Source organism: Spirillospora sp. CA-294931, assembly GCF_050946795.1.
In the GTDB taxonomy this organism is placed as follows: Bacteria; Actinomycetota; Actinomycetes; order Streptosporangiales; family Streptosporangiaceae; genus Spirillospora.
Genome location: NZ_CP192006.1, coordinates 6,173,573 through 6,193,733, shown reverse-complemented (window position 1 = coordinate 6,193,733; position 20,161 = coordinate 6,173,573). Strand labels below are relative to the sequence as shown.

The 20,161-nt window shown below is 70.7% G+C and carries 19 protein-coding genes and 2 riboswitches; of the genes, 9 read left to right on the top strand and 10 right to left on the bottom strand.

From position 1 onward, the window contains the following. Window positions 1-96: 96 nt before the first annotated feature. Together htpX and pspAB are read left to right on the top strand one after the other, a co-directional pair. Window positions 97-1,020, top strand: coding sequence for a zinc metalloprotease HtpX (gene htpX, locus ACQPY4_RS27770; RefSeq protein WP_433325644.1), 924 nt, complete (start codon window positions 97-99; stop codon window positions 1,018-1,020). Between the two features lie 4 nt (window positions 1,021-1,024). Beyond that, window positions 1,025-1,594 (top strand): PspA-associated protein PspAB, encoded by a 570-nt coding sequence (gene pspAB / locus ACQPY4_RS27765; RefSeq protein ID WP_433325642.1) that lies wholly within the window; start codon window positions 1,025-1,027, stop codon window positions 1,592-1,594. A gap of 26 nt (window positions 1,595-1,620) precedes the next feature. Here pspAB and nadA read toward each other — a convergent pair whose 3' ends face one another. Then, complete coding sequence (gene nadA / locus ACQPY4_RS27760) at window positions 1,621-2,775, bottom strand: quinolinate synthase NadA (protein WP_433325640.1); 1,155 nt, start codon at window positions 2,773-2,775, stop codon at window positions 1,621-1,623. 243 nt (window positions 2,776-3,018) lie between these two features. Between nadA and ACQPY4_RS27755 the strand changes: the two genes are divergently transcribed. Then, entirely contained in the window at window positions 3,019-3,378 is a 360-nt protein-coding gene (locus ACQPY4_RS27755) for a HesB/IscA family protein (RefSeq protein ID WP_433325638.1), read from the top strand. A gap of 165 nt (window positions 3,379-3,543) precedes the next feature. After that, window positions 3,544-4,530, top strand: a complete 987-nt coding sequence (locus ACQPY4_RS27750) for a carbohydrate kinase family protein (protein WP_433325636.1) — start codon at window positions 3,544-3,546, stop codon at window positions 4,528-4,530. A 51-nt stretch (window positions 4,531-4,581) separates the two neighbouring features. Here the strand turns inward: ACQPY4_RS27750 and ACQPY4_RS27745 are convergent, their stop codons facing one another. Both ACQPY4_RS27745 and ACQPY4_RS27740 read right to left on the bottom strand, forming a co-directional pair. Then, complete coding sequence (locus tag ACQPY4_RS27745) at window positions 4,582-4,755, bottom strand: sulfurtransferase TusA family protein (protein WP_433339050.1); 174 nt, start codon at window positions 4,753-4,755, stop codon at window positions 4,582-4,584. A gap of 166 nt (window positions 4,756-4,921) precedes the next feature. Then, window positions 4,922-5,905, bottom strand: coding sequence for a cysteine desulfurase family protein (locus tag ACQPY4_RS27740; RefSeq protein WP_433325634.1), 984 nt, complete (start codon window positions 5,903-5,905; stop codon window positions 4,922-4,924). A gap of 361 nt (window positions 5,906-6,266) precedes the next feature. Here ACQPY4_RS27740 and ctaC point away from each other — a divergent pair, with 361 nt between their 5' ends. The 4 genes from ctaC (at window position 6,267) to ACQPY4_RS27720 (ending at window position 10,498) form a co-directional block, all read left to right on the top strand. Beyond that, a complete protein-coding gene (ctaC, locus tag ACQPY4_RS27735) occupies window positions 6,267-7,037 on the top strand; it encodes an aa3-type cytochrome oxidase subunit II (protein ID WP_433325632.1) in 771 nt (256 codons plus the stop codon). Beyond that, window positions 7,034-8,701 carry an aa3-type cytochrome oxidase subunit I gene (ctaD, locus tag ACQPY4_RS27730; protein WP_433325630.1) on the top strand — a complete coding sequence of 556 codons (1,668 nt, stop codon included), beginning with the start codon at window positions 7,034-7,036 and terminating at the stop codon, window positions 8,699-8,701. The genes ctaC and ctaD overlap by 4 nt, the downstream gene beginning before the upstream one ends. Before the next feature lie 3 nt (window positions 8,702-8,704). Further along, a complete protein-coding gene (locus tag ACQPY4_RS27725; RefSeq protein ID WP_433325628.1) occupies window positions 8,705-9,115 on the top strand; it encodes a cytochrome c oxidase subunit 4 in 411 nt (136 codons plus the stop codon). Window positions 9,116-9,226: 111 nt separating this feature from the next. After that, window positions 9,227-10,498, top strand: a complete 1,272-nt coding sequence (locus ACQPY4_RS27720; RefSeq protein ID WP_433325626.1) for an Ig-like domain-containing protein — start codon at window positions 9,227-9,229, stop codon at window positions 10,496-10,498. Window positions 10,499-10,502: 4 nt separating this feature from the next. Here ACQPY4_RS27720 and ACQPY4_RS27715 read toward each other — a convergent pair whose 3' ends face one another. The 7 genes from ACQPY4_RS27715 to ACQPY4_RS27685 form a co-directional block, all read right to left on the bottom strand. Continuing rightward, window positions 10,503-11,840, bottom strand: a complete 1,338-nt coding sequence (locus ACQPY4_RS27715; RefSeq protein WP_433325624.1) for a M48 family metallopeptidase — start codon at window positions 11,838-11,840, stop codon at window positions 10,503-10,505. Next, window positions 11,837-13,051 carry a hypothetical protein gene (locus ACQPY4_RS27710; protein ID WP_433325622.1) on the bottom strand — a complete coding sequence of 405 codons (1,215 nt, stop codon included), beginning with the start codon at window positions 13,049-13,051 and terminating at the stop codon, window positions 11,837-11,839. The genes ACQPY4_RS27715 and ACQPY4_RS27710 overlap by 4 nt, the downstream gene beginning before the upstream one ends. 33 nt (window positions 13,052-13,084) lie before the next feature. Further along, window positions 13,085-13,879 carry a CHAP domain-containing protein gene (locus ACQPY4_RS27705; RefSeq protein WP_433325620.1) on the bottom strand — a complete coding sequence of 265 codons (795 nt, stop codon included), beginning with the start codon at window positions 13,877-13,879 and terminating at the stop codon, window positions 13,085-13,087. Window positions 13,880-13,889: 10 nt separating this feature from the next. Beyond that, a riboswitch (cyclic di-AMP (ydaO/yuaA leader) is annotated at window positions 13,890-14,029 on the bottom strand. Window positions 14,030-14,230: 201 nt separating this feature from the next. Further along, entirely contained in the window at window positions 14,231-14,695 is a 465-nt protein-coding gene (locus ACQPY4_RS27700) for a C40 family peptidase (RefSeq protein WP_433325618.1), read from the bottom strand. Between the two features lie 97 nt (window positions 14,696-14,792). Then, window positions 14,793-14,985, bottom strand: a riboswitch (cyclic di-AMP (ydaO/yuaA leader). A 435-nt stretch (window positions 14,986-15,420) separates the two neighbouring features. Continuing rightward, window positions 15,421-16,410: an NlpC/P60 family protein gene (locus ACQPY4_RS27695; RefSeq protein ID WP_433325616.1), complete on the bottom strand. Its 990-nt coding sequence runs from the start codon at window positions 16,408-16,410 to the stop codon at window positions 15,421-15,423. A gap of 128 nt (window positions 16,411-16,538) precedes the next feature. Continuing rightward, window positions 16,539-16,736 (bottom strand): hypothetical protein, encoded by a 198-nt coding sequence (locus tag ACQPY4_RS27690; protein WP_433325614.1) that lies wholly within the window; start codon window positions 16,734-16,736, stop codon window positions 16,539-16,541. 63 nt (window positions 16,737-16,799) lie between these two features. Further along, on the bottom strand, window positions 16,800-18,239 hold the full coding sequence (locus ACQPY4_RS27685) for an NYN domain-containing protein (protein ID WP_433325612.1): 1,440 nt from the start codon (window positions 18,237-18,239) through the stop codon (window positions 16,800-16,802). A 134-nt stretch (window positions 18,240-18,373) separates the two neighbouring features. On the opposite strand from ACQPY4_RS27685, the gene ACQPY4_RS27680 reads away from it, so the two are divergent. After that, window positions 18,374-20,143: a DEDD exonuclease domain-containing protein gene (locus tag ACQPY4_RS27680; protein WP_433325610.1), complete on the top strand. Its 1,770-nt coding sequence runs from the start codon at window positions 18,374-18,376 to the stop codon at window positions 20,141-20,143. The last annotated feature ends 18 nt before the right edge of the window (window positions 20,144-20,161 follow it).

Below are 20,161 nucleotides of genomic sequence, written 5' to 3'. Positions count from 1 at the left end.
CCCCTGAGCCTCGCGCCCGTTCGGCACGAATTTCCGGTCCCCGTGCGTTCGAACAGGTGAAGCGGGGAAGGCTCGCCAGGGGACAGGGGGGTCCGTATGGCTGGGGCACGCACGCGCTACGCGTCGGATCGGGGGCTCACGTCACGCATGCTCGTGACGATGTTCCTGCTGGGGCTCGTCTACGTGGTGTTCGTCTCGGCGTTCTTCGTCATCGCGCCGAGCTGGGGGATGGCCGCGCTCGCGGTCGCCGTGGTGTTCCTGCTCGTCCAGTACTTTTTCTCCGACCGCCTGACGATGTTCGCCATGCACGGCCGGGAGGTCTCCGCCGAGGAGCTGCCCGAGCTGCACGGCGTCATCGACCGGATCTGCGCCATGTCGGACGCGCCCAAGCCGAGGGTGGCGATCGCCGACACCGACGTCCCCAACGCGTTCGCGACGGGCCGCAACCAGAAGAAGGCCGTCGTCTGCGTCACCACCGGCCTCCTGCGGCGCCTCGACCCGGTGGAGCTGGAGGGCGTCCTGGCGCACGAGATGGCCCATGTCGCCCACCGCGACGTCGCGGTCATGACCATCGCCTCGTTCCTGGGCATCTGCGCCGGGCTCATCACCCGCTTCGGCCTGGAATGGGGCCTGTGGGGCGGGTTCAGCCGACGCAACGGCGACCAGAACACCGGGCTCGTCCTGCTGCTGGTGATCGCGGTCAGCGCCGTGGCCTACGGCATCAGCTTCCTGCTGACCCGCGCCCTGTCGCGCTACCGCGAGCTGTCGGCCGACCGCGCCGCCGCGCTGCTGACCGGCCGCCCGTCCGCGCTGGCCAGCGCGCTGACCAAGGTCTCGGGCGAGATCGCCCGCATCCCCACCCGCGACCTGCGGGCCGCCGAGCCGTTCAACGCGTTCTTCTTCGCTCCCGCGCTGGCCAAGGGATTCAGCGTCTCCAGCCTGTTCGCCACCCACCCGCCGCTGGAAAAGCGCCTGGCGCAGCTCCAGGCGATCTCGGGACAGCTCAGCAGGGGAGTGTGACCGCGTGGGATTCCTCGACACGCTGCTCGGCCGGTCCAAGCCGGTCAGGCCGGACCTCGACCGGCTCTTCGCGCTGCCGACCGCGGCCGTGACGCTGGAGGCCGCCACCGGCCTCGCCCCGACCGGCCTGGGCTCGGTGTGCTTCCGCGCCGCCGAGGGCGCCGCGTTCGCCCAGCTGCAGCGGGACGTCCGCGAGCTGCTGGACGCCGACGACGGCCCCAAGGTCGAGCTGAGCACCGACACTTACGGCTACACCTGGATGTTGGCCCGCCAGTCCCCCGATGAACTGGCGGGCCTGGTCACCGATCTCCACGCCGTGAACTCCACGCTGGAGGCCAACGGCTTCGGCCCGCATCTGCTGTGCTCCCTGGCCGGGTTCCAGGGCCCGGACGGGCAACGCCTCGCGCTCGTCTACCTGTACAAGCGCGGGACGTTCTACCCCTTCGCCCCGCTCCCCGGGGAGAAGCGTGACAACGCCCTGGAACTTCAGGTGCGCGGCGCCGTCGGAGCCGATCTGCCCTTCGAGGACGACCTGGGGCGCTGGTTCCCCGTATGGGGCGCCCCCGGCCTCTAGGGCCCCGGTCTCCAGGGCCCCGGTCTCTAGGGGAGCGCCAGCATCTGATCGAGCGCCTTACGGGAGTAGTGCGCGGTCTCCTCGTCCACCTTGATCTGGTTGACGACCTCGTCGCGCATCAGCGACTCCAGCGAGCGGACCAGGTGCGGCAGGTCGATGCGGTTCATCGTCGAGCAGAAGCACACGGCCTTGTCGAGGAACATGATGTTCTTGTCCGGGTGCTCGGTCGCCAGCCGCTTCACCAGGTTGAGCTCGGTCCCGATGGCCCAGGACGAGCCGGGCGCCGCGGCCTCGACGGTCTTGATGATGTACTCGGTCGAGCCGACCAGGTCGGCCGACAGCACCACCTCGTGGCGGCACTCGGGGTGCACAAGGACGTTCACCCCCGGCACACGCGCGCGGACGTCGTCCACCGACTTCTTGCTGAAGCGGCCGTGCACCGAGCAGTGGCCCTGCCAGAGGATCATCTTGGCGTCGCGCAGTTGCTCGTCGGTCAGTCCGCCGTTGGGGCGGTGCGGGTTGTAGACGACGCAGTCGTCCAGCGAAAGCCCCATCTCCAGCACGGCCGTGTTCCGTCCCAGGTGCTGATCGGGCAGGAACAGGACCTTTTCGCCCCTCGCATAAGCCCAGTCGAGCGCGCGCTTGGCGTTGGACGAGGTGCAGACCGTCCCGCCGTGGCGTCCCACGAACGCCTTGATGTCGGCCGAGGAGTTCATGTAGGTGACGGGCACCACGTCATCGGCGATCCCGGCGTCCTCGAGGGCCTCCCAGCACTCCTCGACCTGGTCGAAGGTCGCCATGTCGGCCATCGAGCACCCGGCCGCCAGGTCGGGCAGGATGACCCGCTGGTGGGGGGCGGTCAGGATGTCGGCCGACTCGGCCATGAAGTGCACGCCGCAGAACACGATGTAGGGGGCGTCCGGGCGGGCGGCCGCCTGCTGGGCCAGCTTGAACGAGTCGCCGGTCACGTCCGCGAACTGGATGACCTCGTCCCGCTGGTAGTGGTGGCCCAGCACGAAGACGCGGTCGCCGAGCGCCGCCTTGGCCGCGCGGGCACGTTCCACCAGCGCGGGGTCGGACGCCGGCGGCAGGTCGCCGGGGCAGTCCACACCGCGCTCGCTGGCGGGGTCGGAGCCGGTGCCCAGGAAGAGCAGTGGCAGGTCGCGAACCGGGGTGGTCACGGGAGTCTCCCTCCTGCGACGGGACTTATCGTCGCTGTGACGAGTAATGATGACACAGTACCCGAACCGGACGTTCAACCAGATGTGGTGTGACGCACACCGCATCAGCCCGGGAAAGTTAGGCCGCAAGCGGAATGGGCAGGCCGCGAGGTACGTTGTTGTACGGAAGAGGCGCAGCGCGTCTTCGAGGACATGCACAAAGCGCCGCACCCGCGGCTTGAGCGAGACCCAGGAGCTGAACACATGACGGTTTCCGGCGAGACCGAGACCACGCAGCAGCAGGGCGTCGTCCTCACCGACGCCGCCGCCGAGAAGGCCAGGGGCCTGCTCGAGCAGGAGGGCCGCGACGATCTCGCGCTGCGCGTCGCCGTGCAGCCCGGCGGCTGCTCGGGCCTGATCTACCAGCTCTTCTTCGACGAGCGCGAGATGGACGGCGACCAGGTCCAGGAGTTCGAGGGCCTCAACGTGCGCGTCGACCGGATGAGCGCCCCCTACCTGTCCGGCGCCACCATCGACTTCGTCGACTCCATCGAGAAGCAGGGCTTCACGATCGACAACCCCAACGCCGGCAGCTCCTGCGCCTGCGGCGACAGCTTCAACTAGAGACACCCGAGAACGCCCCGGACGGAGACGTCCGGGGCGTTCTTCGTATGCACTCGGGTGCGTCCTGTGGTCCTATGGGAAGTAGTCTGTCGAGCCTGCCGATCCCCCATGGGGTTGAGAACAGCCGGCACATAGCCGGACGACACCGACGAGGAGAGCGACGCAGTGCGCATCGCCGTGACTGGCTCCATCGCGACCGACCACCTGATGTCCTTCCCAGGCAAGTTCACCGACCAGCTGATGCCCGACCAGCTCGACCGCGTCTCGCTGTCGTTCCTGGTGGACGAGCTGAAGATCAGGCGCGGTGGCATCGCCGCCAACATCTGTTTCGCCATGGGCAGCCTCGGCAAGGCGTCCTTCCTGGTGGGCTCCGTCGGCGACGACTTCGCCGACTACCGCTCCTGGCTCGAACGCCACCACGTCGACACCGGCTCGGTGCGGGTCTCCCAGCTGCACCACACGGCCCGGTTCCTGTGCACCACCGACCAGGACCAGAACCAGATCGCCACGTTCTACGCGGGCGCCATGAGCGAGGCCCGCGAGATCGAGCTCCAGCCCGTCGCCGACCGCGTCGGCGGCCTCGACCTGGTGGTGGTCAGCCCCAACGACCCCGAGGCCATGCTCCGGCACACCGACGAGTGCCGCACCCGCGGCATCCCGTTCGCCGCCGACCCGTCCCAGCAGCTGGCCCGCATGGACGGCGCGGACGTCCGCCGCCTGATCGACGGCGCCGCCTACCTGTTCACCAACGAGTACGAGCGGGCCCTCTGCGAGGAGAAGACCGGCTGGTCGGGCGAGGAGATCCTCGACCGCGTCGGCATCCGCCTGACCACCCTGGGCGCCAAGGGCGTGGCCATCGACCGCAAGGGCGAGGAGGGCGTCCACGTCCCCGCGGCCCCCGTCACCGAGGTCGCCGACCCCACGGGCGTCGGCGACGCCTTCCGCGGCGGCTTCCTCACCGCCACCGCCTGGGGCCTCCCGCTGGAACGCGCCGCCCAGGTCGGCAACGTCATCGCGGCCTACGGCCTCGAAGCCGCCGGCCCCCAGGAGTACACCCTCGGCAAGCGGGCCTTCCTCGACCGCCTCGCCACGGTCTACGGTTCCGAGTCCGCCGCCGAGGTCGACTCCCACCTCACTTGCCCCAACCCCTGACGTCGAAGGACCGCCGCCCCCGGGGCGGCGGTCCTGTCGCAGTGCGGGCGGTCAGTAAGTACGGCGGATGTGGAAGGACCAGCCGTGGGGGAGGGGCTCCTCACGGACGAAGTCCTGCGACTTCATGCGGCACCAGGCGGGGATGTCGGTGCGGGCGGCGACATCGTCGGCCTTGACGGCGATGATCTCGCCGACCGGGACCTCGCGGATGCGTTCGGCGACCATGATGATGGGGATGGGGCATTTGCGGCCCAGCGCGTCCAGGACGAGGAAGGCGGGGGGACCGTCGTTCTGGGGGGCCTGGGCCGGCGCGTCGCGGTCTGCGTGCGCGTCCTTGCCGCGGCCTCGGAACCTCATGGGCGCGTCCGCCTCCATTGCACTCGCGGGGTGATCATGGGCTCGTTACTCCGGCGGCGCGGCGAAGTCGGGTGACGGTGTCGGGAAGCACGGCGAGAAAGCGGTCGACGTCGGACGAATTCGCGCCACGCGGCAGCGATACCCGCACGTTGCCATGCGTAATCACTCCCATCGCCTCCAGCACGTGGCTTGGTCGCAGCGTATCGGCCGTGCATGAACTGCCGGACGAAACCGCGAATCCAAATCTGTCCAGTTCGGAGAGCAGGGCCTCGCCGGGGACGTAGAGGCAGCTGAAGGTGACCAGGTGCGGCAGGCGGCGCACGGGGTCGCCGACCACCTCGACATCGGTGATGAGCCGGGGGACTTGATCGCGGATGCGGTCGATCAGCTCGCGCAGCCGGGGGCCGTCGTCGTCCATCTCGTGGCGGCGGGCCTTCAGTGCCGCGGCCGCGGCCACGGCGGCCGGGACGTTCTCGAAGCCGGGGACGCGGCGGCCCTCGCGCTCGTCCTCGGGAAGCGGCGATCGCCACCGGGTGCCCTTGCGGATCACCAGGACGCCGACCCCGGCGGGGCCGCCCCACTTGTGGGCACTGGCCGCCAGCAGCGACCAGCCCGGCGGGACGTCCACGCGCCCGGCCGACTGGGCGGCGTCGACGAACAGCGGGACGCGCGCGGCCCGGCACGCCTCGCCGACCTCGGCCACCGGCTGAAGGGAGCCGACCTCGTGGTTGGCCGACTGGAGGCACGCCAGCGCGGTGTCCGGACGCAGCGCCGCCGCGAACCCGGCCGGATCGACACGCCCCTGCCGATCAACACCCACCACGGTGACCTCGCCACCATCGCGCTCGTGGGCCTCAGCCGCGTGCAGCACGCTGGAGTGCTCCACGGCGCTCACGACCAGATGGCGTCCAACACGCCGACGCCCGTTCAGCGCCCCCAAGACGGCCAGGTGCACGGCCTGAGTCCCCGAGGACGCGAACCACACTTCGTCCGCCCGCACTCCGAGAACATCCGCCACCGTGGCCCGCGCCTGGTCCAACTGAACTCGCGCTCCGCGCGCCACGCCGTACAAACGAGCAGGATCGGCCCAGGACACGTCCAGCGCTGCGATCAGCGCCTCCCGGGCCGCCGGATGCAGCGGCTCAGCAGAGGCGGCATCGAAGTACGCACCTACCCTCGGCGCGGAGTTAGCCACGCCAGAACCTTAACTCGGCACCCAATCAAGGGGGTGCCGGACCCTCGCGCTACTGTGTCCCCCAAACGTGTAAGAACTGATCTCGCTGCCCGGGAGTTCCCTGGGCTCTCATCCGTGGGGAAGGCATTCCGTGAGTCCGACCCGCTCTAGGGAGCGGCGTACGCCTGTGCGCGGTCGCCGCGCATTGAGAAGCGCAGGAGCACTCGGGCTGCTCGCGCTGACCGCCACCGCGTGCAGCGGTGAGGCGTCCCGCCTGGGCATGCCCGAGCCGATCAGCGACCAGGCCGAGCGCATGCTCAAGCTCTGGCAGGGCTCCTGGATCGCGGCGTTCGCCGTGGGCGCCGTCGTCTGGGGGCTGATCATCTGGGCGGTGCTGTTCCACCGCAAGCGCTCCGACGACCTGCCGCCGCAGGTGCGCTACAACATGCCGATCGAGATCCTCTATACGGCGGTCCCGTTCGTCGTGATCGGCGTGCTGTTCTACTTCACCGCCCGCGACGAGAACTACGTCGAGGAGACCACCAAGAACCCGGCGGTCACGATCGACGTGTACGGCTTCCAGTGGAGCTGGCAGTTCGACTACCGCGAGAAGACGGCGGGGCAGGAGAAGACGGTGGCCTCGGTGGTGGGAACGCCCGCCGACCCGAACAAGCCGGTCGGAACCAAGCCCGTGATGACGATCCCCTCCGGGAAGACCGTGCGGATCCGCTTGCACGCCAATGACGTCATCCACTCGTTCTGGGTCCCGGCGCTCCTCTACAAGAAGGACGTCATGCCGGGGTACACCAACGAGTTCGAGTTCACGGCGAACAAGCACGGGACGTACGAGGGCCGGTGCGCCGAGCTCTGCGGCGTCGACCACAGCCGGATGCTTTTCCAGCTCAAGGTCGTCCCGCCCGCCGAGTACGACAAGTTCATCGCCGACGCCAAGCTGAAGGCCGGGGGTGCCAAGTGACGACGGTCGATCACGCGCCGAGCGCGCCGGTCATCGCGTCGCGGACGACCAAGGGGCGGCTGATCGCCTCCTGGATGTCGTCCACCGACCACAAGGTGATCGGCTACCTGTACCTGATCACGTCGTTCTTCATGTTCCTGATCGGCGGCGTGATGGCGCTGATCATGCGGCTCGAACTGTTCGAGCCCGGCATGGAGTTCGTGAGCAACGAGCAGTTCAACCAGCTGTTCACCATGCACGGCACGATCATGCTGCTGATGTTCGCGACGCCGCTGTTCGCGGGCTTCGCCAACGTGATCATGCCGCTGCAGATCGGGGCGCCCGACGTGGCGTTCCCCCGGATGAACATGCTGGCCTACTGGCTGTTCCTGTTCGGCAGCCTGATCGTCATCGCGGGCTTCCTGACCCCGGGCGGCGCGGCCAGCTTCGGGTGGTTCGCCTACGCGCCGCTGTCGGACGCCGTGCGCTCGCCGGGCATCGGCGGCGACATGTGGGTGATGGGCCTGGCCATGTCGGGCTTCGGCACGATCATGGGCGCGGTCAACTTCATCACCACGATCCTGTGCATGCGCGCGCCCGGCATGACGATGTTCCGGATGCCGATCTTCACCTGGAACATCCTGCTGACCTCGATCCTGGTCCTGCTGGCCTTCCCGGTGCTGGCGGCGGCGCTGCTGGCGCTGGAGGCCGACCGCAAGCTCGGGGCGCACATCTTCGACGCCTCGCACGGCGGCGCGCTGCTCTGGCAGCACCTGTTCTGGTTCTTCGGGCATCCGGAGGTCTACATCATCGCGTTGCCCTTCTTCGGCATCGTGACCGAGATCCTCCCGGTGTTCAGCCGCAAGCCGATCTTCGGTTACGTCAGCCTGGTCTTCGCGACGATCACCATCGCCGGTCTGTCGATCACCGTGTGGGCGCACCACATGTTCGTGACCGGCCAGGTGCTGCTGCCGTTCTTCTCCTTCATGACGTTCCTCATCGCCGTGCCCACGGGGGTGAAGTTCTTCAACTGGGTGGGAACCATCTGGCGAGGACAACTGACGTTCGAGTCACCGATGCTGTGGTCGATCGGCTTCCTGGTGACGTTCCTGTTCGGCGGTCTGACGGGCGTCATCCTGGCCTCGCCGCCGATGGACTTCCAGCTGAGCGACTCCTACTTCGTGGTGGCGCACTTCCACTACGTGGTGTTCGGCACCGTGGTGTTCGCGATGTTCGCCGGCTTCTACTTCTGGTGGCCCAAGTTCACCGGGAAGATGCTGAACGACCGGCTGGGCAAGGTGCACTTCTGGTTGCTGTTCATCGGCTTCCACGGGACGTTCCTGGTGCAGCACTGGCTCGGCGCCGAGGGCATGCCCCGGCGGTACGCCGACTACGCCGACGAGTTCACCGGGCTCAACCAGCTGTCGACGGCGTTCTCGTTCATCCTGGCGATCTCGCTGCTGCCCTTCTTCTACAACGTCTACATCACCTACAAGAAGGGCAAGAAGGTCGACGTCGACGACCCGTGGGGTTACGGCGCCTCGCTGGAATGGGCGACGACCTGCCCGCCCCCGCGGCACAACTTCAACTCGATTCCGAAGATCCGCTCCGAGCGTCCGGCGTTCGACCTGCACCACCCCTACGCCGACGTCAAGGGCGAGCTCGCCGGGACGAAGGGAGAGTAGCCGATGCGTGTCCAGGCGTTCCTGTTCTACGGGTGTGCGCTGTTCTTCCTCGCCACCGACGTCGTCTACTGGCTGTGGTCCAAGGACTGGACCGGCACCACGGCGATGGCCCTGGCGGTCGGCCTGGCCGGCCTGATCGGGTTCTACATCCACTTCACGGTGCGGCGGCTGGAGAAGGCCAACGGCGGCCCGCTGTACGAGGACGACCCCGATGGCGACATCGCCGACGCGGCCGGTGAGCTGGGCTTCTTCAGCCCGCACAGCTGGTGGCCGCTGTTCGTGGGCCTCTCGGCGGCGTGCGTCTCGCTCGGCGTGGTGTTCGGCTGGTGGCTGGTGCTGCTCGGCGCCGCCGCCTCGATCATGACCACGATCGGGCTGGTGTTCGAGTACTACCGGGGGCACTTCGCTCACTGACCGGTAAAAGATCCCCAAGGGACCGGTGTCCGCGCTTCGGCGGGCACCGGTCCCTTCATAATGCGACGAGGTTTCGCGCGGTCACCGAGTGAACACAATCAAGATCACGCAGTGACTTCTCACAGGTGGGGGCCGGGGATGACGGTGCAGGGCGGCGTCTTTGCGATCGGGGGACGCGGGCGGTTCACGGCCGCCGCGCTGCTTGGCGCCGCAGTGGCGGCGGCCGCCGCCGGGTGCTCGGGCAGCGGGGCGGCCGAGCGCGGCGAGGCGGTGAGCCTGGCGGTGACGCCCGCCGCGGGCGCGGGGAAGGTCCGCCCGGACGCGGCGCTGGACGTCCGGGCCAAGGGCGGGACGCTGGAGGACGTGACCGTCGCCACCAAGGGCGAGGCCGTCGAGGGCCGGCTCAGCGGCGACCGCACCGGCTGGAGCTCGCGCTGGTCGCTCCAGCCCGGCACCGCCTACACGCTCACCGCGACGGCCCTGGGCAACGACGGCCGCACCCAGACCGTCACCCGGCAGTTCCGCACCGCCCAGGCCAAGCGGACGCTCGCCACCACGGTCACCGCCCCGAACGCCAAGGAGGTCGTCGGGGTCGGCATGCCGATCATCCTCCAGTTCGAGCGTCCGGTCGCCGACAGGGCCGCGGTCGAGCGCGCGCTTGAGGTCCGGGCCAGCAAGCCCGCCGAAGGGGCCTGGCACTGGTTCGACGCGCAGTCGGTGGTGTTCCGGACGAAGCAGCACTGGCCCGCCCACACCCAGGTGAGCTTCCGCGCTCACCTGGCCGGGGTGCGCATGGCCAAGGGCGTATACGGGGGCAAGAACTACCGCACCGACTTCGAGATCGGTGACGAGCACATCATGAAGGCGAGCGAGAACGCGCACGTCATGACCGTCCGCAAGAACGGCAAGAAGGTCCGCACCATGCGGATCAGCATGGGCAAGGGCGGCCTGACCAAATACACCACCACCAACGGCAACCACCTGACCATGGACAAGGCCAGCCCGGTCATCATGGACTCCACCACGGTGGGCTGCGGCAAGGGCTGCCCCGACTACTACCGCCAGACGGTGTACTCGGCCGTGCGGATCTCCGACAGCGGCGAGTACGTCCACAGCGCGCCCTGGTCGGTCGGCTCCCAGGGCAACAGCAACGTCAGCCACGGCTGCGTGAACGCCAGCCCCTCCGACGCCCGCTGGTTCTACAACTTCGCCTACCGGGGCGACCCGTTCAAGGTGACGGGGTCGAGCCGCGAGCTCGACCCGCAGAACGGCTGGGGCTACTGGCAGCTCGGCTGGGCCGACTGGCTGAAGGGCAGCGCGCTCAAGCGGGCGCAGCAGGTCGGGCCGCAGGCGGCCCGGCAGGGCATCGCCGCCGCCCCCTGACCGGTCAGCGGTTCAGCGGGGGCGGCTCCTTGACCCGGTGGATCCTGGCCCACTCGCGGGCCATGGCGATGCGTTCGGGGCCCGCCGGGTGCGACATCCACAGGAGCCGCTCCAGGGCATCGGGCCGCAGGTCGGAGATGTTGCGGCCGGACAGCTCGTGCTGCATCGAGACGAAGGTCGACGGGTCGCGGGTCAGGTCGAGCGCGTGCGCGTCGGCGCGCGCCTCGATCCGGCGGCTGATCAGGTTCTGGACGGGCGTCCCGAGCTGGGTCGCGGCCGTCACCAGGGCGAGCACCAGCGCGATCGAGCGCGGGTCGGCCGGGCCGCCCGCGCCCTGGTCGTCCGGCGCGGGCTCGATCCCGGCGCGGCGCAGCAGCCGCGGCGAGGTCACCAGCAGATGGAGCAGGCAGACGGCCGCCGCGACGCCGAGCCCGCCGATCAGCGTGCCGTGCAGGACGTCGTCGTTCTTGGCGTGGCCGAGCTCGTGCGCGACGATCGACTCGATCCGCGCGGGCGGCGACTTGAGCAACGTGTCGTACACGACGATGCGCCGGGTGGAGCCGAAGCCCGAGACGTAGGCGTTGAGCGCGGTCGTCCGGCGGGAGGCGTCGGCGACCAGGACGTCCTCCACCGGGACGCCGTCGCGTTCGGCCATCGCCAGCAGGTCGGTGCGCAGCTTGCCCGCGGGCAGCGAGTGGAACTTGTTGAACACCGGCTCGATGGCCAGCGGGTAGAGGAACGAGATCCCGACGACCAGCACGAACGCCCCGGCCGCCGCGCCCGTCCACCAGTAGCGCGGGAAGCGCCGCAGCAGGCCGTACAGCAGGAGCAGGACGAGCGAGTAGATCACCCAGCTCAGGGCGAGCGACTTGAGCTGGTCGACCAGCCATTCGGGCCAGGTCTGGGTCGACAGGCCGTAGCGCCGCAGGACCGACTCGCTCCAGATGTCGAAGGGCAGCCCGGCCAGCCGCAGCACGGTGGTCAGCACCACCGCGGCCAGCGCGATCCTCGGGACGCGGCGGCGCGCGGGCGCGGTCGTCCAGCGGATGAGGCGGGCTCCCAGCGGGGTCAGGCCGAGGACGAGAACCGCGACCAGCCCGGCGACCAGCCCGGCGTAGGCGGGCGGGTTGATCGCCGAGTCGAACGCCCGCGAGCGGGCGATCTCGGCGGCGGAGAAGTCGAGCGAGGGGTCGGGGGAGACCGGCCCCCCGGGGACGGAACCGGGGAGCGGGTTCCAGGGGGTGGTCGCGGCCAGGATGGCGCCGACCGTCGCGAACAGCACCGCGGCCCCGACGGCGGCGGCCAGCCGGGAGCGCCGGTCGGCCGTGGGGACTCCGCTCAACGCAGCTCCTCTTGCAGGTAATCGCGCCACATCGCGGTGAGGCGGGCCGGGGTGAGGCCGAGCACGTCGTCCAGCGCGGCGGCCTCGGACCGTTGCCCGGCGGCCCGGTAGAGCCGCACCAGCGTCGACTCACCGTACCGGTCGGCGATCATGCGGCACGCCAGCCAGGCCTCCTGGTACGCCTGGGAGAGGCGTCCGGACGGGTGGTCGAACGACTCCGCGCCCGGCAGCGCGGACGGGACGCGTCCCGCCCTGACCTCGCGGGCCAGCTCGCGGGCCGCCGACCCGACGCCCACCTTGGCCTCGCGGTAGCCGACGTAGTCGGCGAAGCCCTCGATCAGCCACAGCGGGGTGCGGCCGTCGCGGGCGCCCCCGGTGGCCACGTGGGTCAGCTCATGGGTGAGGACGACGTCGCGGCCGAGCCGGTTGAGCCGCCCGAACGTGCCGGGGGCGATGACGATCCGGTCGGGGGACGCGGTGGCCAGCGCGGCGATCTCCTGGAGGTCGCGGCCGCCGCCCGCCAGCTCGGCGGCCCGCGCGGGGTCGGCCGGGACGAGCGCGACGGCCCGCCGCGCCCACGCCTTGCCCACGACCTCCGAGACCACCGGGACGGCCGCGTCCAGGTGGCGGGCGACCTCCGCCAGCCCGGAGGCGTCGCCGATGACCAGGCTCGACTTGCCGCGCACGACGGTGAGCGGGCCGCCGTCCCAGATCTCGGTGTCGCCGGGACGCTCCCCGGTGATCACCCAGGTGTCCGAGCGGGGCGCGAACGTCAGCGTGCGTTCGCGGGTGACGGGGGAGCGGTCGAAGCCCTCGAGGCGGTACTCCAGCGTGACCCGGACCGAGGCCGAGCCCGCGCCGGGCGCGGCCCCGCGGTAGGTCTCGCGCCAGCCGTCCAGGGGCAGCCTGGCCAGGTTGTCGTACATGCGGGCCTGGGCGTCCTGGAAGGCGGCCGGAGCGGCCGCCACGGTGGCCAGGAAGGCCGTGCGGTCGTGCTCGCGGACGGCGCGCGCCCGGTTCGCCAGGACGGCCGTGACGGCCTTCTCGGCCGGGGCCGTCACGGCCGCGGGGACCTTGGCGGCGGGGGCGTCGCCGTCCGGCCCCGCGGCCCTGACGCCGAGCACGGTCAGCAGGCAGGCGGCCGATCCCAGGGCGAGCAGGGCGGCGGTGCGGGCGCGCGGCCGCCGCCTCCCGCCGGGATCAGCTTCCATGGGCGCGATCCTATGACTCCCGCCGGACGCGTGTTACTTGGCGTACTTCGGGTAGCCGAAGCCGACGATCTTGTCCAGCGGCCGGTTGCGGAGCTTGACCGCGTTGTCGGTGTTGCCCTCGACCGTGTCGACCGTCCCGTCGCCGCGGTCCTTGACGACCATGCCGACGTGGTCGATGCCGGGGTTGGTCTTGCCGCCGGCCCAGTCGAAGAACACGATGGCGCCCGGGTAGGGCTTGGTGCCCCAGCGCTTCTGCTGCTGGAACCAGCGGGCGTGGCCGATCGTCCAGGCGTCCGACCCGATCTGGTCGCTGATGCCGAGGCTCTCGCCGACCCAGGACAGGAACATCGAGCACCACGCGGCGCCCTTGTAGCCGGAGATGGAGCCGCCGTCGCGCTGGACGGTCTCCTTGGCGCGCTCGGTGGTCATGTACCACTGCTGGAACTTGGTGGACCCGTCGGCCGCCTCGGTGATCCCGACCTGCTTCGTGGCGAGGCCGACCGTGTCGGCGGCCGTCGGAAGCTTGCGCTTGCGCTCGTGCTGGCGCTTGTTGGAGGCCTTGGCCTTGGCCTTCGCGGCGGCCTTGGCGGGCGCCTTGGCGAGGCCGCGGGCCTCGGGGGCGCCCGAGACGCGGGCGGCCAGCTCGGCGGTCTTGCCGCTCCAGGCGGCGGCCTTGGGGGCCGGGGCCTTGGGGGCGGGGCCGGGGTTCACCACTCCGGCCTGCGCGGTGGCGGCGGCGGTCCCGAGGACGGCGGCGCCGATGATCAGTCCTCCGGTCGTGCCGAAGGTGAGGGTCAGGGGGCCGGGCTTGCGGTGCTTGCCTGTCACGGCGGGGTTCTCCTTGCTTCCCTACCGCCTACCGGGTTAGCTGACGGGTTCGGGCGTGGAAGCTGCCCTACGGCCCGTGGACGGGCCGATTCACCCCAAGGACGTTGGGTCCCCGGCTCCGCTCGAAAGCGGACTCGGCGGTGGGCGCCCAGAGCGGGCGCCCGAGATTCGGATGGACGCAGCGGCGGCGATCGGCCGCCCTTCTGCCAGACGGAACGGCGCTACGGGCCGTCCCAGAGTGCTGTGCGCGCCCTTAAGAGAAAGGGGGGTGCGTGGCCGTCCGTCCGAGGGGGATGAGAGGACGGACGGCCACGCCTTTCAGGGGTGACGCTTCTCAGACCGGGCCGAGGGTCAGTACGGACGCACGGCGCCGGAGAAGGTCTTCTTCCGGTAGCTGTTGAGCAGGACGACCTTGACGTGGCTTCCGCTGCTCGGGGCGTGGATCATGTAGATCTTCTTGCCCTTGCGCTTGGAGACCAGGCCGACGTGGCCCTTGCCGTGGAAGAACACCAGGTCACCGGGGGCGAGCGAGCTCCACTTCACCTTGTTCCTGACCGCCCGGTACTGGGCGGTGGTGACGCGGGGGAGCTTGACCCCGGCCTTGCGGTACGACCACTGCACCAGACCGGAGCAGTCGAAGGAGTTCGGGCCGGCCGCACCGTAGCGGTAGGGCTTGCCCTTCTTGCCGTGGGCGGCCTTCAGGGCCTTCTGGGCGGTCTTCTGCCGCTGGGCCCAGGACTTCTTCTTGGCCTGCTTGACCACCTTGGCCACGGGCACCGCCTTGGGGGCGGCGGCCTGGGCCGCGGGAGTCGTCACAGCCGCCACGAGGGGGGTGGCCACGACCGTGGCGGCCACGAGACCGCCGGCGATCCGGGCACGGCGAGGCGTGCTGACAGCATTGCTGGACAGGGGAATCTCCTTCTTCCAGACGCCTACCGGGTTAGCTGACGGGTTCGGACGTGGAAGTGGCCCTACGGCGGCCAGGCTCGATCCGTATCGAGGATGCGTATCGAGGAAAGGCGCGCCGATTCACCCCGTGCCGGTGGCGATCCACCGGCGTTTGGGTCCCCGGCTCCGCTCTGTGGCGGACTCGGCGTGTGCCGCTGATTCCCCGGACGTCATGAGGCCCGGGCACGGGACCCTTTGTCCCGCCTGTGGAAGAGCGGCTCTGATTTGTGTGAAAGGCGCCCCCGCCATCGGGGGTCCGCCCTCGGCCTGCCCGGGAAAGTCCGTCGTGGCGCGCTCTCAGCGCCCATGCACGCTGTCGGCGTGCGCACGGTGCGGCCGGGTGGCCGGTATTCGGTTTCCGCCGGCACGTGGAAGGTGCGGCGGCGGCACGGCGTCTGGGGGGCGCCGTGCGGGCCGTGATGCTCGGGGCATCTACGGCGACGCGACGCGTGGAGGGCGCCGCTGGTCGACACAAGGTACCAAAGAGTCATCTAAAGGCAAATCGGTACCAAAAAATACATCGGACCAGGTCAAGGCCTGGTCCGATGCGGGTGAAGCTGCGATCGCCCCCGCGTTCAGGGGCTTGTACGCCCCTAAGGGCGCCCGGCGCCGTAGTAGTTCGACAGGTAGTACCCCGAGGTGATGCTGACCACCTCGACGTTCTTCCCCGTCCGCGGCGCATGGATCATCTGGCCGCCGCCGACGTAGAGGCCCACGTGACCAAGGCTCCGGAAGAAGACCAGGTCACCGGGCTGCAGAGCGCTCTTGTCGATCCGCTTGGTCGCGGCGTACTGCGAATTGGTGGTGCGGGTGATGCCGACGCCCGCCGCTCCCCAGGCCTTCATCGTGAGGCCGGAGCAGTCGAAGCCGCTGGGGCCCGTGCCTCCGTAGATGTAGGGCTTGCCGAGCTGGGCGTAGGCGAAGTTGAGCGCGGTGCGGGCGTTGCCGCTGGCGGGGCCGGTGTAGTTGCCCCCGCCGCCGGAGTTGGAACTGCTGGGCTTCTCGCCCGCCGCCTCAAGAAGCTTCTTCTGCTTCTTGATCGACTGCTCGACCTCGGCCTTCTGCTTCTTCAGGTCCTTGGCCTTGTTGTTGACCTCGTCGAAGGCCGACTGGGCCTGGGCCTGCTCGCGCCGGAGCCGCTGGGCGGCGTCCAGGAACTGGCTGATCTCCGAGCTGCGGTTGCGCGAGAGGTGCGAGAAGACGGCGGCCTGGTCGAGCACGGCCTGGGGGTCGCCCGCCACGAAGCCGGTGACGTCGGAGTTGTCACCGTTCTTGTAGGCGGTGGCGGCCATCTCCGCGATCTTGCGGCGACGCTCCTCGAAGGTCTTCAGCTCCTCGCGGTTGCTCTTCTTGGCGGCGTCGAGCTTCTTGCGCGCCACCTTGAGCTTCTCGCCGAGGTCGTTGTACTTCTCGACGAGGTCTTCGACCTGCTCGTTGAGCTTGATGAGCTTCTTGCGAGCCTCGGCCGCGTTCGGCTTGGGCTTGGCGTGCGCCACCGCGGGGGGAGCCGCGAGTGTCGCCGCCACGACGAGACAGACGCTCGCTGTCAGCCGGCGTGAGGTGCCGGTGAATTCGCTGGCCACGGTCCGGTATGCCCCTCTCGTCCAAGTCGTCAGCGGACGACATTACTGAGGGGCCGCACCCGTCACAACTGAAACATCACTATTCGCAGGAGTTGTTCGCACTCGCCCTACTTATTGTGATTCCAGGATCACGATGCGCGTTCGCGGTCGCGCGGCACCAGTCGCAACGGAGGCACCATATCGAGGTCGGCCAGCACGCGCAGGGCTCTGCGCTCCTCGTCGTCGATCTCGACCACGCCCGCCCCGGCCCCGCCCAGCAGGGTCGGGACGACGCAGTCGGCGCAGCCCGTGCCGCGCACCTGGCAGCCGTCGCAGTCGATCAGCATGGCGTCCTCCTCCGATGATCGCTCTCCGTGACGACGGTAGGGGGAGGGTGTGACAGAACGCGCTCAGGAGCGTCCCAGCCGCCGCAGCAGCAGCGTGGACGGCGCGGGCCGCGCGCCGGACCTGCGGGCCGCGTCGGCCACCTCGCGGTCGGAGGAGACCACCACGACCGCGCGGCCGGACGGCTCGGCGCGCACCAGCTCGCCGATCAGCTCGTCGGCGGTCTGCCCCGGGTGGCTGAACATCACCCGGACGCCGCGCGGCGCGGCGATCGCGACCGGGGCGTCCAGCTCGGCGCCGTCGAACACGCAGGTGACCTCGGCGCGGGTCTGCGCCGCGAGCCCGCCGAGCCCCGACACCAGCCGGTTGCGCTGGTCGGCCAGCGGCAGTTCGCCGTAGCCGGTCTTGGTGACGTTGTATCCGTCCACGACCAGGTGCACCTGGGGGAGCGTCAGCAGCCGGTCGAGCAGCTGCGGGTCGTCGTCCGACAGGGCCCGGCCGGGGAGTGCCCGGTGCAACGCGGTGCTGGGCTCGACCCCCGCCACCGCGTCGGCGGGACGGGCGATGGTCGAGGGCAGCGCCAGCTCGCGCCGCACCCCCTGCGCCGCGTCGACCAGCGTGTCGAGCAGCATCCGCAGCCGGACGTCGTCGACGTTGCGTCCCTCGCGCGCGGCCCGCCGGGCGGCCTCGGCGGCCGCCTCGGCCTGGCCGACCCGCGCGCGCAGCTTGCGCAGCTCCTTGTCGGCGGCGGCCGTCGCCTCCCGCGCGGACGCCAGCTCGCGCCCGCTGTCGCCGGCCAGCGTCTCGGCGCGCTCCTGCGCCGCCTTGCTCTTGAGCCGCGCCTCGTGCAGCTTGCGGCGCAGCTCGGACACCTCGGCCTTGGTCTCGCGCAGCTCCGAGCGCAGCTTCTCGATCTCGGCCGAACGGGACGCGCGCGCGGCCGCCACCTCCTCGCGCAGCGCAGCGATGCGGCGCTCGGCGGCCTCGCCCTCCGAGACGCTCGCGGACCGCTCCAGCTCCTCGCGCGCGGCCTCCACCAGCGCCGTCCACTTGGCCGGACGCAGCAGGTAGGCGATGACCGCCACCCGAACCGGATCGGCCGCCGGGGGTACGTGGTCGTTCTCGACGGCCTCCACCAGATCGGGCTGCGCGTCACGCAGCGGCACGGCGACCCGGAGCCGGAAGTCCTCGTCCTTCTCCAGCAGCGCCGCGATCGGCTGACCGGCGAGTTTGGCGCGCTTGCGCCGCTCGAACCGGGCGAAGCGGCGCAGCGGCATCGGCACCTCGTCGGGGGGCAGGGCGCCGATCAGCTCGGAGGCGGCCTCGACCACCGCCTGGCGGACCGCCTCGGGAAGGGGGCGGGTCAGGCGCTCGGCCTGCTCCGTCCGGGCGGCCGGGCCCGGCGCGTCTCCCGGTTCCGGACTGCTGTCGATGATCCCGCTCCTCCCAGCGATATGCCGCCGGTGCGCTGTGTCTTCCCCGGGGGACCCGGGGTTAACCAGCACGGACGCGTGATTCGCCGGAACGCGACGCCGCGCCCCGACCGTTCTCGCGAGGCCCCCGCCATCGAGAACGCGCCCGGCGTCCCACAACCCTAGCGGGAGCCGCACTGTCAGAGGCGTCCTCTACGTTCGCGGACATGACGGCTGATCACGGCGTCCAGGGCACGCTCGACGACCTCGGAACCCCCCTCGCCGAGGTGACCTTCGTGGTCGTCGACCTGGAGACGACCGGTGGCTCGGCCGACTCGGCCATCACCGAGATCGGCGCCGTCAAGGTGCGCGGCGGCGTCGAGCAGGGCGAGTTCGCGACGCTGGTCGACCCGGGCGGCCCGATCCCGCCGTTCATCACCGCGCTCACCGGCATCACCGAGGCGATGGTCGTCGCGGCGCCCCGCATCGACTCGGTGCTGCCCGCGTTCCTGGAGTTCGCGCGCGGCTGCGTCCTGGTGGCGCACAACGCGCCGTTCGACGTCGGCTTCCTCAAACGCTCGTGTGCCGCGGGCGGTTACGCCTGGCCCACGTTTCCCGTCGTCGACACCGTCGACCTCGCCCGCCGCGTGCTGACCAGAGACGAGGTGCCCAACTGCAAGCTCGGCACGCTGGCCCGGTTCTTCCGGTCGGGTACCGAGCCCTGCCACCGAGCCCTGGCCGACGCGCGCGCGACCGTCGACGTCCTGCACGGCCTGATCGAACGGCTCGGCTCGTTCGGAGTCACCTCCCTTGAGGAGCTGAAGTCGTTCGCCAAGGCGCCCACGCCCGAGCAGCGGCGCAAGCGGCACCTGGCCGACGACGTGCCGAGCGCACCCGGGGTGTACGTGTTCGAGGACGCCGGGGGAGAGGCGCTCTACATCGGCAAGAGCGGCGACCTCCGCTCCCGGGTGCGCAACTACTTCACCGGCTCCGAGACGCGCTGGCGCGTCCGCGAGATGGTCGGGCTTGCCGAGCGCGTCCGCCCGATCGTGTGCGCGACGGGCCTGGAGGCCGAGGTCCGCGAGCTGCGCCTGATCGCCGAGCACAAGCCGCGCTACAACCGGCGCTCGAAGTTCCCCGAACGGGCGATGTGGCTCAAGCTGACCGTCGAGCCGTTCCCCCGCCTGTCGATCGTGCGCGAGTGCCGCCAGGACGGTTCGGTGTACCTGGGGCCGCTGTCGTCCCAGCGGCAGGCCGAGGAGGCGCGGGCGGCGCTGCACGAGGCCGTCCCGCTGCGGCAGTGCACCCAGCGGCTCACGCTGCGGCTGATCGAGCGCGGCGCGGCCCGCAGTTGCGTGCTGTCGGAGATCGGTCGCTGCGGCGCGCCCTGTGAGGGACGCGAGTCGGCCGACGCCTACGCCCTGCACACGACGCTGGCGGGCTCGGTGATGCGGGGCGACGTGCGTCCCGTGGTGGCGGCCGCCCAGGTGCGCATCGACCGGCTCTCCGCCGAGCAGCGCTACGAGGAGGCCGGCGTCCAGCGCGACCGGCTGGCCGCGTTCGTCCGGGCCGCCGCGCGCGCCCAGCGGCTGGCCGCGCTGGCCGGGTGCGCGCAGGTCGTCGCGGCCCGTCCGGCGTTCGACGGCGGATGGGAGCTCGCGGTCGTCAGGTACGGGCGGCTGGCCGCGGCGGGCATGGTCCCGGCGCGCGCGCATCCCCGCCCTTACGTCGACGCCCTCATCGCCACCGCCGAGACCGTCCTCCCAGGGGCGCCCGCCGCCCCTGGCACGGTCCCGGCCGTACCGGGTGCGGGAGCGGGCGCCGAGGAGATGGAGTGCGTGCTGCGCTGGCTCGACACCCCGGGCGCCCGCCTGGTCGAGGTCGACGGAGTGTGGAGCTGCCCGGCGCACGGCGCCGAGAGCCTGCGGCAGTGGATCGACAACGCCTACGTGGCCCCCGAGCCGGACGACCACCGGGCGGGACGCCCACTAAGGTGACGGAGAAACCCGGCAAAT